Below are 14,893 nucleotides of genomic sequence, written 5' to 3'. Positions count from 1 at the left end.
GACACAGAATCATATAAACCATGGCTCCAAATTGCCGTCGGTTTTAACCGACGGAATATTATAATCACATGAATTTTTCCCTTTTCTGCAGATTAAACAGCGCAGCCAGTAAGAACACTATTGATCCTGTGATCAGGATAATACGATTTTTAAGTGTGATTATAGCCCAGGTGGTCTCACTGACATCGTATGGCAATTCATAGGGATTAAGGAAAACATTCCATTGACTCTTCCGCAGGAAATCAGAAAGTATCATGAAAATCAACCCGAAAATGATCATAATCACTGCTGTTCCGTTCCCGTTACGAACAACAGTAGAAAGCATGAATGCCATCATGCCAAGGAAAATAACCGGGACCATAATCTGTGCAGTTACACTGAAGATTCTGAATTTTACTATTAGTACTGATGCCAGAAAAGTAAAAACAAGCATAATGAGAAAAGAAATAACAAAAATCAGTACAATCCTGACAAGCCACACTTTATACCTGTAGTTAGGAATCCCGAAAAGTATTTCGATGGTACGTGCATCCTGGTCATTCTGAATGCCAAATGCAGATGGATAGAATACCAGAAGCAATCCTGAAAAAAGAAATACTCCGTAAAGATCCCTTATCCTTGAAACATCCTCTGAGAAAACGTATATTACAGACAATCCCAGATAAAAAAGTACTGATCCGGCAAGAAACCAGATAAACTTGTTTGCAAAGATTATCCTCAGATTATAAATGATCATCCTGCTGACAAGTACCCACAAATTCTTTAAATAGTTTGCTTTCATGACTTAACAGTTTCATTATTTCCATTTCCCGGATAGTCTTTTCTCCTCAGAAGCCACAGATACGCATCTTCGAGATTCGGACTTGTGTTTATTGCTCCTTCCCAGGGTGAAAATTCGGAAATCACTCTTACTCTGACATTATTGCCTTCTGACATATGGTGCACCACAAGGTGGGTTGCAACAAAGCTATTAAACTCAGTCGCAGGGATATTGAATTGCCAAACATGTCCCTCGGCCTCCTTAGTCATATCAATAGGTTTTCCGAAATACCTGAGCTTCCCTTTATTGAGTACTGCTACCTGGTTACAGGAACTGGAGATATCCTCTATGATATGTGTTGAGAATATAACAACTCTTTCACGGCTTAATTCAACAAGAAGGTTCCTGAATCTGATTCTTTCCCGTGGATCGAGTCCTGCTGTAGGTTCATCAACCACCAGAATACGCGGAAGATGGAGGAGGATTTGTGCAATACCCATCCTTTGTTTCATTCCGCCTGAATATGATCCGATCTTATCGTGCCTTCGCTCCTCCATGTGGACAGCATTAAGCACATATGTCACTCTTTCTTCGCGAATCTTTGCATCGATGATGTTCTTGAGCATTGCCGGATAATGAAGATACTCATGGGCGGTCATGTTTTCGTAACTCCCGAACTCCTGAGGCAGATAGCCAATCAGACCCTGAAGCTCTTCTCTCATTTTCTGGGTATCAAGACCGTTTATCCATACTTTACCATAGCTCTGTTCCAGAATCCCGCATATGATTCTCATCAATGTTGTTTTACCGGCTCCGTTTGGCCCCAGCAATCCAAACATTCCGTTTCCGATATTCAGTGAGACACAGCTAAGGGCTTTAAAAGGTTTTTTCTTCTTCCCGATCAGAGGCACTGCTGCCACAATTCTGTAAACAGTTTTACGTAATCCCCTGAATCTTCCTTCGAGTCTGTATATATCAATATTTTCTCTAGAAAGCTTCTGTCCTGTTTTGTAGATAAAGAGCCCTGTAAACCAGAGAGATCCGAGAATCAGAACCACAACGATGTTCTCCCATTTTATCTGAAACCAAACAAGATTGGCAAACGGAATAAGCCAGAATACTCCAAAATCAGCTATGGAGGTAGCTCTCTTCAACCATTTCTTCCCGTTATCTGAGTAAAGATTGGTTAGCAACCTATTTACAGTAGTCCATACTGCCGAAAGGAAGAACCATGAAGCAATGCTGAAAAGGAAAATCCAGAATCCTTTATCAAGAAAGAAATACGTGAAATATAGTATGAACGCAAGCAGCGGTAGTTGCCATATTATCTCGCTCAGGTCTTTCCATGATCTGAATTCCTTTTCAAGGCCTAATCTTTTTCTGATTTTTGCACCTGCTTTCCATTCTCTCGACCATCTTTTCTCCCTTTCATAAATCTTTACAAGGCTTTGAATATAAATATTGATGTTCTCCTCCGGGGCAATAACTGTCTCTTTAGCTTTTCTCAGGCTGTTCATTACGAACCATGTTGTAGCCGGGACTAATATCACAACCAGAATTGTAGTGATAAGCTGCCACAGGAACTTGTCTATATAGGTATAGATTAGAAAGACCATGATCCCAAAAACTATAAACTGGATAGTTTTGTTTTTCCAGGTTTGGGAATAGAACCAATTCAGCGCTGTTTCAAGCCCAATATAAAATGTTGGTATAAAAATCAGTGTCAGAAGAGTACTTAAGGTCAATCCTCCGATTACTGTTATTGCAAATGCAGCACCTATTGCCGAAACATATTCAGCTTGTCCCATAGCGAGGGGAACCATTGCAACTATTGTGGTGGCCGCTGTAATTAATATAGGACGAAGTCGTGAGACACCTGCAGTCATAAGGGCTCTCTGGACCCGGTTCCCTCTTTTTCTCAGTATGTTAGTATAATCAATAAGGATAATTCCATTATTAACAACTACACCAAGAAGGATCAGGAAGCCCGTAAGGGTATTTGCATTCAGAAGAGAATTTCCTGTAAGAATCAGGGCAACAAGCGAACCGAGGGCAGCCAGAGGTATACTGAACATCAGAACCACGGGTGTGGCAAGTGATTCAAAAACTGCGGCAAGTATCATAAAAATCAGCAGGAATGCCACACCAATAAGATAGTAGAAATCCTTTAACTGGTTCTCTTCATGTACAATCTCAACAGCAATTCCTGATGGGATACTCAGTCCGGAGACAAGTGATTCTATCTCAAGTCTAGCTCCCTCCAGCAGGTCTTTAGAATCTTTTATCTCCGAATTGAAATTATAAGTTACCGTGATCCTCTTTTCCTGGTTTTCGCGGTGAATATTACCCATGCCTGATGAAAAAACAATATCTGAAAGTTCCTGCATCTCCATAACCGAGCCATTTGTTCCGCTCACCTCCAGGTTCTTCAGATCGTCAATTGTTTTATCCTGTGGTTCCTGAGGGGCACCCGGCTCCTCAGCATACTTTATCATGATATCATATGTCTCGGTACCCTGCTTGAATGTGGCACCTGAGGAGTATTCACGGCCGAAGGTAGAGAGTGCCTGAGAGATGTTTCCAAGAGTGAAATTATTCCTGCCGATGTAATCCATATCGAAAAGCAGTTGTACCTCAGGTTTATTATCCTGAACATTCAAACTTGAGCTGTTAATTGTTGAGAGATCATCGATATACGACTTAATATCATCGGCCAGATTTTTCATCTGTTCAAAATTCTGACCTTTTATAATAACACTCTCTCTGGTTGTTCCCAGTCCTAGCATATTCATAAAATCAGAACCCGGATTATAGGACTCGCCTCCTCCGCCGCCTCCGCCACCTGAAAAACCTCCGCTTGATGAGAGTTCATCCATGCTTATCTCGGCTGACGAAATATTTTTTGTCTTTTCCGAAATGTCATTTTTTATTTCAGGAAGCGACCTTTTACTGGTTTTGTCCCATTCCTTTGATAGATTGATTGTTACAGTTGCCCTGTTTTCTTCAATCCTTGATACAATATCCTCTTTTTCAGGAAGAGATCCCAGCCGCGACTCAATTTCAGCAACTACAGCATCTGTTTTTTCAAGTGTCGATCCTCCCGGCATTGTTACGGAAAGTCTGAAGTTTGGCGTTTCCACTTCCTGAGTAGTTGCTATACTAAGAGTGATACTAATGAGAAGGGCAGCAAAGAAAACAACCAGTGTCCCAATAATCGTTGCTGCAGGTTTCCGCATGCTCGCTTTAAGCACAAGATGGTATCCCTGTATCAGCCGGTCGTGAATTGAGAGTTTTTTGAATATCTGGGAATCACCCTTCGATGTTGCTGACAGAAGGAAATAAGTAGCCATTGGTATCAGAAGCAAGGCTACTGTTAATGAAATAACAAGAGTCGATATTATTGAAACTCCAATGTTTTTCCCAATCATTTTCACCATAAAATTACTTGCGAAAATGAAAGGAAGAAAAACTATTACTGTAGTTAGAGTAGAGGCAAAAATAGATCTCCAGACTTCTGAAGTGCCTTGTTTTACTGCAGTCTCCGGATCCCTGCCCTGTCCTGCAAGCCGGTATATGTTCTCGAGAACCACCACGGAATTGTCCACTAACATTCCAATGGCTAGCGCCATCCCAACTAGTGTAAGGCTGTTTATGGAGATATCGAAAGCATAGAAAAAGTTGAATGCAGCATAAACTGATATTGGAATAGATACTGCAATTATCATCACCAGCCTGAAGTTCCGGAGAAAGAACCACAAAATAAGTACTGCGAGGATTCCGCCTGTAATCGCAAGACTTATAATCTCATCGATATTCTTCTCCATTATTTCGGCGTTGTTGTTCTGGACAACAATTTCCACACCGGAAGAAGCAAGTTTTTTGTTTAATTCATCTACCTGATCTATTGCATCATGCGAAAGATCTATCAGATTAGCCTGGTTGTCATTTACAAGAGTAATTGTTACTGCATCCAGACCGTTTACACGGCTGTATGAGCTCTGCTCTTTAACACCGAAGAAAATCTCTGCCACATCGCGAAGCAAGACCGGTCCCTGAGATTTTACAATAATACCGCCGATTTCTTTTACATCAGTATACTCAGAGGTAACATTGACAAAAAACTCATTACTTCCATCAACTACTTTGCCGGCAAAGGTTTTATTGGCCCGGTTATTATTCAGAAGGTTCCTTACCTGGTTAATTGAGATTCCATTGGCTTTACAGGCTTTCTCATTCAGTCTTACTTCAATTGAGTTTTCCTGACCACCATAAACCTGCACCCCGGCAATGCCGTCGATATTCTCCAGTTCAGGTTTGATTTCCCTGTCGGCAATATTTCTTATTCTGTCAATTCCTCCTTCTCCTCTGACCTGCAGTTCCATGAACTGATTTGTAAGCTGTTCAAGATCTATCTTAATTACATTGATTATGAATTCAGCAGGAATAGAGTTTTTTACAATATCAATTTTCTCCTGAAGTTTCAGATTGGCATATTTCAGATCGGCATTCTGATTGTAAAATATTGTTATTGTTCCGTATCGGGATGAAATATTTGATTCTATCTTCTCTATTCCTTCAAGAGTTCCTATAGCCCCTTCAATAGGTATAATCGCCTGTGCTTCAATATACGAAGGATCCATTTCGAGAGGAGTGCCAACCTGGACGAACAATGCTGGCAACTGGGCATTAGGGAACAGTTCGACATCAAGCTTTTTATATGAGACATAACCAAGCATGGTTATACCCATAAAAAGCATGATGATCAGAATTCTTCTTTTTAATATAAAGTCCATTTTAGTCTTTTAAAAATTATAATGGCTGTTCTTCCGCTTTCTTCCCACCTGTAAGCCAATTGCTGAAGCTGTCAAAAACCCAGTATACACACGGAATCACAAGAAGAGTCAGAAGTGTGGATGAAACCAGACCACCGATAACAGCAAGTGCCATAGGGGCTCTGAGGGATGCACTGTCGCCTATTCCTATAGTAAGTGGAAGAAGAGCCAGTATTGTAGTAAGACTGGTCATTAGTATCGGTCTGATCCTCTGGGTCCCGGCAGTTACAATTGCTTTCCTCTTTTGCATACCACTCTCCCTGAGCTGATTTATTCTGTCAATCAGAAGTATAGCATTGTTTACAGCAATTCCTCCAAGCATAATTATGCCTATATAAGCCATCATATTTAACGTCTTGTCGAGCAGAAAGAAAGTTAGTACTGTACCTACTCCGGCAAGAGGAATTGTGAGCATTATAATGAATGGCTGCAATACTGATTCAAACTGTGCAGCAAGAACCATAAAGACAAGTACAAGTGAAAGAACAAGAGCAAATGTAAGGTTCGAAACAGATTCTTTTCTTTTTAGTTCCTCTCCGGTGAATTCCATCTTGTAATCGACAGGAAGTGCGATCTCTTTAAGAGACGCCTCTGATGTTTTTACCACCTGATCGAAAGCTGATTTAGCATTTACCATGGCATATACATAACATGTCCTTGCCTGGTTTCTTCTTGTAATCTCTCTGGGGCTTATGATAGTTTTTATTTCGGCGAGTTCACTGAGCGGCACTTTAACACTTCCTGCCGTAATCATGAGATCGCGTAGTTGGTGCAGTGAAAGATCTCCAAGCTTAATTGTGATATCTTTCATCTCACCGTCTTTCTCAAAACTTCCGGCTGCAGAGCCTGATAAATAACTCTTAATCTGGTTAATTACACTCTCGACGGTTACACTGTAATAGCTTGTTTTAAATCTGTCGATGGCAATTTCAACCTCAGGTGTACCTTCATCAAGTGAGGTGGTGATATTGTATAGTCCAGGATTATTTGCCAGTATAACCTTAGATTCATTTACAATCCTTTCGAGCTCGGCATAGTCTTCTCCTGAAATTTCGAGTGAAAATGGTGCTTCAGCAGTACCAAGTGATGACTGGAGTGCGGTCTCCTCCCTTGTGAAGCTGATCTCAATATCCGGTATCGTTTTAAGGTAATTTCCGATCAGGGAAATCACTTCATCAGTTCTGGAAGCAAAATCATTTGTCAGTATTACTTTTAGAGATGCGCTGTTTTCACCTTTATTTGCTGATGTCTGATCAAGGGTCGAATTATTGTCCGGACCCGATTTGCAGTAAATCATCTTAATTTTATCGCCAAGCAATCCCCTTATTATCTCTTCGGTTTTTGAAGCTGTACTATGTGTACGTTCGAGGCTAGTACCTTCAGGTAGTTTAATATCAACTGTAAATTCAGCAGATTCTGACTTAGGCATAAATTCACTTCCCAATTGCGGAATTAGTAATGCCGTTCCTGCCATCAGGATTACAGAAATCAGGATTATTATATTTCTTTTATCAATTGTACTTTCAAGGAATCTTTCATACCATGTGAAATGAACAGGTGCAGCAGTTTGTACTTTCTCTTTTTTATCCCTGAAGAAAGTTGAAACAAGCATAGGGATTACAAGCATAGCTACAAGGAGAGAAGATATAAGAGCAAAAGCCACTGTCCATGCCTGATCTTTAAACATTTCTCCAGAGGCACCATGCAGATAAACAATTGGAAGGAATACAACGATTGTTGTTACAGTTGAGGCAGTTATAGCTCCGCCTACTTCTCCGGCACCTTGAATTACAGCGTCTTTAAGAGACATGCCTCCTTCCCTCAGGCGGGTGATATTTTCGAGAACAACTATTGCATTATCGACAAGCATTCCTGCTCCAAGTGCAAGTCCCCCAAGAGTCATTATATTGAGGGTGAGATTATTAAAATACATCAGGTTAAATGTTGCAATTATGGATACAGGTATAGCAACACTTATAACCAGTGTAGTGCCTATTCTTCTTAGGAAAATGTATAGTACGAATACAGCAAGAAGTATCCCGATCAGCAGGGTGTTTTTTACTTCACCAATCGCACTGTTGATATAGGCTCCCTGATCCTGCACCCTTATAAACTCATAACCCGGGAGGGCTTTCTCAAGATCAGTAATTGCAATCTCCAGGCTTTTAACTGCATCAACAGTATTGTATTTCGGCTCTTTATAGATTGATAAACCAACACACCTTTCGCCGTTTATTGTTACAATATTCTCAGGATCCTTGTTGGCAAGTTTAATAGTGGCTACATCGCGGAGATATACAGGTATTCTTCCCGATACACCTCCTGTGGCTGAAGTTTGTGCCGCTGTGGTGCTGCCTGAAGTTGTTTGTTTAAATCCGACAACAATATTCTCTAGGTCGGTCATATCCTCAAGGACACTAACACCTTTCACAACGTATTTAAGACCCATATCAACGATTGAACCTCCCGAAACGTTTCTGTTGTAATTATTTATCTGGGCAGCGATTGCATCAGAGGTAAGTCCAAATGATTCAAGGACATATTTATTGGTCTCAATAACAACTTCACTCTCTTCAACACCTGTAAGTTTGACATCTGCAACGCCTTCTATCCTTACAAGTTCATTACGGATATAGTTCTCGGCAATTTTCCTGAGATCATCCATATTTGTGATGCTGGCATTCTTCAGGCCGACAATCATAACCGGAGCAGCGTTTGGATCGTACTGTGAAATAGTAAAATCCTCAAGGTCTGAATTCTGGCTGAATGAGTTTAGTTCTTTCTGGAGATCGAGGAATGCTTCATCCATATCCTTATTCCAGTCGTATTCTACAGTTATAGTTGCAGTTCCAACCTGTGATACTGATGAAACCTGAACAACATCACTCTGGCGCATTGAGAGAGATTCGATCTGGTCAACATAGTTTTTCTCAATCTCTTCAGGAGGCTTTTCACCTGCTTTCAGCTCAATATAGATCTTTGGATTATTCAGATCAGGAAAAAGATCTGTTCCCAGTTTACCGAATGAGATAAATCCAAGAAGAACTATCCCCAGCACAAGCATTAATACTGTAACAGGGTACCTTACAGCAAATCGGGCAATACTGTTCATGTCAGTTATTTAATAATTTTTACCTTCGACCTGTTACTCAGTGTCTCAAATCCGCTCGTAACAACCCTCTCGTTTTTAACAAGTCCCCTTGTAACTTCTACCTCTGTCAGATTTTCCAGACCTGTGTCAATAATCCTTTCAGCAACTACACCTCTGTCGACGATGAATACTGTTTTACCTCTCTGTCGCGACAGGATTATACTTTTTGGTATTACAATAACCGAATCTTTGTGATTTGTTATAATATCTGCTTTCACAAACATTCCCGGACGAAGCAGAAGATTTGGATTATTTATCGAGATATTTCCTTTGAATGTCCTGGTATCAGCATTAATTGCAGGAGATAGCTGAGTGATGTTTCCAATGATTGTATCTTCCGGAATAGTATAATTAGTAAGTTTGACCACCTGACCCGGTTTAATAACTGAAATATATTTTTCGGGTAGCTGTACATCCATATACATAACCTGGTAATCCATGATTTTGGCAATAGTTTTTCCAGTTTCCACCTGGGTTCCCTGAGTATAATAAGGAAGGTCAACTATTACACCATCGATAGGGGCTACAATTCTTGTTTTTTCCAGCTGGAGTTTTGAGTTTTCAACCGTTGTTTTGGCATTTGCATAATTGATGCTTGCTGTTTTAAGGTCTTTGAGTGTTACTCCTCCTTTTTCGTAAAGAGATTCCTGCTTTTTGAGTTCACTTTCAGTAAGTTCCAGATTAAGCTGATTAGTCTCAAGTTTTATTGAATTGACATATTCTTTATCTTCAAGACGTGCAATTAGTGTTCCCTCTTTGACTTTATCACCAAGCTGCCACATCCTTCCGGTCTGCGGATTCTTTTCAAGAAAATAGTAGGCAGTTATTTTTGATTTTAGTTCGATCTCTCCTTTGGGGAAGGCAGTACCTGTCGTATTGATGAATTCTTCAATTGACTTGAGCTTTATATCCTCGACTGATACAGGAATTTCAACATCTGCTGTAAGATTCTGATCCTGGTTTCCGCAGCCGGCAATTATCATTAAACCAACTGCAATTATGAAAATGCTCTTTTTCATTATATAATATTTAATCTGTTAATTATCTATAGTCATTTTTGGTGTGACACCCTGTTTCTTTTCAAAATCATACAGAGTCTGAATTTTAAGATTCAGTAATTCAAGCTTATATGAAATGAGTGAATTTGTAAATGAGAGTTGTTTCTCCGAGAGCTGATTCTGATAGATATTCAGATCCATACCTGTGAGATCACCGTTTTTGTATTTTTCAAGATTTAGATCATAAGTCAGCTGGGCATTTGTAACCGACTGACGGGCTATCTCAATCTGATTCTGGAGGTTCAGAAGGTTCCTGTATACTTTTCTTATACCAAGGATTATGTTGTTATGCTCTTCTTCAAGGGTTATGTTTGCAGATTCAATTGTCGCCTCTGTTGCCTTGATCCTTGATTTTCTTTCTCCCCAGTCCCAGAGCGGAATTGTGAGTGAAAGTGAAACAGTTTCATTATCGGTTGGAGCGTCATATACTTTTCCGAATTTTTCATTATCACCAAAAAGACCCAACGATAATCCGAGGCTTCCCCTGAACTCATTAAGTGCCTTTGTCTGGATCAGGTCAAACTGTGATGTTTCAATATTAATCTCACGCTGCCTGATTTCCATCCTGTTTGCCACTCCCTGGTCTATTGCAAAAGCTATATCAACTGCGACAGTATCAACCGCAATGTTGGGTATAACCAGAAGGTCATCATAAAGACTCATCCCTATCAGAAGTTTAAAATCATCCTTTGCATTTTCCAGGGTTACCTGCTTATTTTCAAAATCAGATTTTGTTGTAGCAAGGTTTAGTTCTGCCTGGAACATCTCCTCCCTGGCCGAGATCCCTGCATCAACTTTATTTTTCGATACCTCATAACTCTTCTGCATATTCTGGTACGCCTGATTTGCTATATCGAGGCTCTGCTGCTGCTGATACACATAATAGAAAGCCTGTGCTACCTGTCTCTCAAGAGCCAGAAGCTGTATCGCATAACTTAGCTGAGAATTCTCCAGAGATAACTGCAGCTCTTTCAGCTGTAACTTCGTCCTGTTGTATGTGAATAGCGGCTGATCAAGATTGAGCGACAGGTTATTGCTGAATCCTTTTGTTGTAATCCCCGAGTATTCACTATAAGAATCTTTGTAGCCGAACCTGTTGGTAAGTGATACCCTTGCATCAGTCAGAACAATTGGTTGCGAAACAGTAAAATTGCCATAACTCTCAGTTGTAGATCTTGAATTCCACTTTGAGATAAGATCGTTAAATTCCCTGTTCTGGGTATACCCAATTGGATTCAGAGTAAGTGAAAAATTCGACTTAAGAGAAGCATTCTGCGCATTAAGATTCTCCTGGCTTCTGATTAAGTTAAGTCTTGTCTTCTTCATTGTCGGACTATTCAGCTCTGCAACGTTAAGTGCTTGTTCAAGCGTAAGTCCCTGCTGGGAAATACCTGAATAACTGAAGAAAAAAATCAGGAGCATTGTTCCGACTATTGTTTTGTTCATTCTTCCAAAGTGTTTCATATTATGATGTTTATTCTAAATACTCAAATCCTTTTTAACACAGAGTTACACAGAGTACCACAGAGTTACACGGAGTTCATTTCTCCCAAACTAGGCTTTACGCTCTACGCTCTACGCTTTTTTTGCTTTTGTCCTTTGTCTTTATCTAATTCTGCTTCACCCATTTAATCGCATCTCCAATTACAATTCTTCCCGAAGACTGGTTAGTCAAGACAACCTTTGCTGTATCAGGAGAGAGGTAATATCTTCCCAGGTTATTCCAACCCCCCTCAGCATTTTCATAGTCGAGTGTTATCTCTTCAACCCCTTCGTCGTGGTAAATTTTGTAATGCATATCCTTATAAGGACTCTCTGCGGGCTGCCCACCTGCTTGTCCTCCCGGACCACCCGGGCCACCTTGTCCTCCAGGTCCGCCAGGCCCGGCACCTGCCCGCCCGCCACGAATCATCATATTATTTACAGTTTTACCGATATAGCAGTATATATCATAATAATCAGGCTCTTTTATAATTGTTGTCCAGGATATGGACTTATCACCTGTTCCTGCCCTTGTATATACCGACGACAGAATATATTTTCCGTAATAGGTAGATAGTACTACCGGCTGCCAGTATTCCGGAATATTCCACATACTTACTGCCTGATAAGTCTTTCCTCGTCTGTTTTCAATTCCAAGCAATTTTTTCAGCGGGCTTACTGTATTTTGTTTACTGGATATGAAGCTGCTGTCCTCATTATCAACAATAATCACTGACGGATCGGTGAAATCAGGAATTTTAGGAAGAAGCTCTTCTCCGGAGAATTCTTTTGTACTGCTCTTTGATTTTATTATTTCAGATACCGGCATATTAATTTCTCCCGGTATGTTTTTGGAAAATAAGGTGTTAACAAGCATAGCCCTGGGTTGTGCATCGAGAACAATTCCAATTCTTCGTGCTTCTCCGGGTCCCATAAAGATTATTTTAGAGATATCGGCAGCCTCCATTCCTCTTCCCTGAGTTGATATTGTTATACCACCCCTTCCGCCTCCCTGAAATGTCATTGTAGTTTGCATTCCTCCTCTTCCGGCACCACCTGGTCCGCCTGTTCTGAAAGCGACATTGAATAGGCCGGGGACCGGTTCCGGATTGGAGGCAATGAAAGTTACCTGGTACCTTGATCTGTCTCCGACTACTATCTCTGAAACGCTAAGTTTGTCAAACAGAAATCCCGGCTGTTCCTTACCATTGAACCAGTCATTTAGATAGGGATAGAACTCAAATCCGAATTTCTCCTTTACGTCTGCATTAAATTGCTGAATATCAACATGTTTAAACGACTGTTTGTCAGTGTATTGCGAAAACCAGGTCTTGAATTCCTCAATACCGGCTTTTGATCTGAGCAGGTTAAAGAACCAGTCGCCTTTTACGGTTAATACTGTTCTAATTGTATCTCCTGCCGGATTTTTCTTCAATAACTCCTTAAAACTATACTCTTTCAGTATCAGATTTGCTCTGTCATTCTCCGACAGCATACCCGACATCTCCTGGAAACCTCCACGCGGACCCTGCTGGAGCAGTTTTTGCAGATGAGATTCGAAAACCGCATTAATTACCGGATATTCAGATGAATAAAAATTATTCTTGAAAAAATAGAAACTTGGTCCCAGACGATATCTTGTCGGTTCATTTGCTGCTACACCGTTTACAAACCTGTAGTTCTCTCCGCTAATAAAAGTATTCCGAATGAAGTTATTAAAGAGTCTGACCTGCAGTTCTTTATCTGTTATGACCTGGTTTTGTCTGGCCATCCTTTTCTTTTGTCTTGTAAATTGTTTAAGGAATCCGGCGTTATCAAGAGTTGATAATTTTTCAGGAAGTAAAACGAGTGAAGGCTGGACCTCTGCCCTGGTCTGTGTGCTTGATTTTGGATATGAGAAGAACTGAACAGGCACTTCTGCCAGACTAAGTGTCTTAAACGGATATTTTGTAGAAAAATTTGTTTCAAGCTCTCTCATAATTCCCGAAACGAGATTTTTCAGAGTGTCACTGATCTCTGAAAGGTCCTTTTTATAATAATCATGGCCGGGGAAGTGATATGTTATATATTCAACGGAGTCAACTTTCAGTGTGTCCGACATATAATTTCCTATTGCAAGTGTAAGTCCGGTGAGAGGAGTGTCGGGCGAGAAGATGCTGTGTCCATCAACAATATTTTTCCTTCCCTGTGAAACAGCAGTCATTCCCGGTTCATCCTTAACTCTCAGGGAATAATTGCTGAAGTCAATTTTAATCCTGGCCGGATTTGAAGGATAGTAGTTAAGCGAAGTAACAGGATACCAGTGTGTTTCAGGTGTTAGTAACAAATACTTTTCCTCAAGGAAGGCCTGTCGTTTGTTAACATTAAGCATTGCAATACGGTACTGGTTTTCTTTCATGTTGTCGCTGTAATTAGGGTAACAGAATGATTCCAGTATTGAACCTGCATATGTAATTGTGACACTGTCGGTCTCTCCCGGGTTGAGCGGTTTCCCGGGATCAATCTCAATTATATGATTTGTCTTTGTGAATTTCATGTCTTTTCCGGCGGAATTGACATTTATAACATTTAGCGAAGGATTTAATGAGAACAGGTAAGTGTCAAGAGGTTCCCTGTTATCATTTATAAAAGTGATTTTAGTCTCTGCCTCTATGGATTCTCCTTTATGGGCAACATTAATAGATACATTTGTGGTACTTGCAAAATTCCTGTTTTCGAACTTTTTATTTGTCTCTATTACTGCCTCTTTATCGCTTACTCCTTTGGCATATGCAGCATAGGTGTTATATCCGCAGTATCCTGCAGCAATTGTAAAAATAATCATGAATACAATCGTGAAGATCCTGTGCGCCCTCGACTGGGGAAGCCTTTTAAAAAGAAGTACAGTTGCCAGTACCAGTGCCATTCCAAGGAAAAAATAGAGCAGTCGCTGGTTTATGATGAAGCTGAGGTTTGAGAATCCGATAACATCCGATTTGAAAACCGGCAGACCAAAGGCAGAGTAGTCAAATATTGATCCAAGCCTGAACCACAGGTAGAACATGTTCAGTGCGGCTATGCCAAGAAGAAGAAGAAATGTAATCGCCTGATTTCTTATAACCGACATCAGAACAAATGCCAGACCCAGACTGAATACTATAGTTGGAACACATATGATCAGCAAATATGCTACATAAGCCATGTAATCTATCGACATTGTTTTCGATATGATATTCATCAGAAGTCCGATAGCGAGAATGATCAGATCGAGACCAAGAAAGAGACGAAGAATACCCCAGGTTTTCCCGATAACATATTCGAAGTTAGACATTGATCTTGTGTATAAAACTTCATTCGTATCGAGTTTCTTATCTCTCTTCAGAAAATCTGCAGCCAGAAATATTACAACAATAGCCTGACCTATATTAAGAAGATAAAGGTTAATTAGCGGGACTGAGGAGGAGATTGAAACCAGGTCCCACGATTCATCTCCGATTGGTGAAAAAAGGCCGATATTCAAAAAGGTGAAGATGAACAATGCTCCCAAAGAAAAAAGTCTGAAAAACCAGCTTCTCCGGAGTGTTTTTGCTTCATACCGTGCAACCGTACCTATGTTATGAATGAGTGACAT

The 14,893-nt window shown here is 40.4% G+C and carries 6 protein-coding genes; all 6 read right to left on the bottom strand.

Annotated elements, in window-relative coordinates; genetic code table 11:
• Positions 1-64: 64 nt before the first annotated feature.
• Positions 65-781 carry a hypothetical protein gene (locus IPJ16_17790; GenBank protein ID MBK7629020.1) on the bottom strand — a complete coding sequence of 239 codons (717 nt, stop codon included), beginning with the start codon at positions 779-781 and terminating at the stop codon, positions 65-67.
• Positions 778-5,553 carry an efflux RND transporter permease subunit gene (locus IPJ16_17785; GenBank protein ID MBK7629019.1) on the bottom strand — a complete coding sequence of 1,592 codons (4,776 nt, stop codon included), beginning with the start codon at positions 5,551-5,553 and terminating at the stop codon, positions 778-780. Before IPJ16_17785 ends, IPJ16_17790 begins: the two co-directional genes overlap by 4 nt.
• 16 nt (positions 5,554-5,569) lie before the next feature.
• Positions 5,570-8,704 carry an efflux RND transporter permease subunit gene (locus IPJ16_17780; GenBank protein ID MBK7629018.1) on the bottom strand — a complete coding sequence of 1,045 codons (3,135 nt, stop codon included), beginning with the start codon at positions 8,702-8,704 and terminating at the stop codon, positions 5,570-5,572.
• Between the two features lie 5 nt (positions 8,705-8,709).
• Positions 8,710-9,762, bottom strand: coding sequence for an efflux RND transporter periplasmic adaptor subunit (locus IPJ16_17775; protein MBK7629017.1), 1,053 nt, complete (start codon positions 9,760-9,762; stop codon positions 8,710-8,712).
• An 18-nt stretch (positions 9,763-9,780) separates the two neighbouring features.
• A complete protein-coding gene (locus IPJ16_17770) occupies positions 9,781-11,265 on the bottom strand; it encodes a TolC family protein (GenBank protein MBK7629016.1) in 1,485 nt (494 codons plus the stop codon).
• 145 nt (positions 11,266-11,410) lie between these two features.
• The gene (locus IPJ16_17765; protein MBK7629015.1) at positions 11,411-14,893 is read right to left on the bottom strand and encodes a hypothetical protein; all 3,483 of its coding nucleotides are present in this window, start codon (positions 14,891-14,893) and stop codon (positions 11,411-11,413) included.

The organism is Bacteroidales bacterium, assembly GCA_016709865.1.
Lineage (GTDB): Bacteria > Bacteroidota > Bacteroidia > Bacteroidales > VadinHA17 > LD21.
This window is presented reverse-complemented; position numbering and strand designations above follow the sequence as displayed.

What these genes read in the sequence shown, in the direction of transcription:
- IPJ16_17770 (MBK7629016.1), bottom strand. Translation starts at nt 11,265, where the DNA reads ATGAAACACTTTGGAAGAATGAACAAAACAATAGTCGGAACAATGCTC.
- IPJ16_17790 (MBK7629020.1), bottom strand. Translation starts at nt 781, where the DNA reads ATGAAAGCAAACTATTTAAAGAATTTGTGGGTACTTGTCAGCAGGATG.
- IPJ16_17780 (MBK7629018.1), bottom strand. Translation starts at nt 8,704, where the DNA reads ATGAACAGTATTGCCCGATTTGCTGTAAGGTACCCTGTTACAGTATTA.
- IPJ16_17785 (MBK7629019.1), bottom strand. Translation starts at nt 5,553, where the DNA reads ATGGACTTTATATTAAAAAGAAGAATTCTGATCATCATGCTTTTTATG.
- IPJ16_17775 (MBK7629017.1), bottom strand. Translation starts at nt 9,762, where the DNA reads ATGAAAAAGAGCATTTTCATAATTGCAGTTGGTTTAATGATAATTGCC.
- IPJ16_17765 (MBK7629015.1), bottom strand. Translation starts at nt 14,893, where the DNA reads ATGTCACTCATTCATAACATAGGTACGGTTGCACGGTATGAAGCAAAA.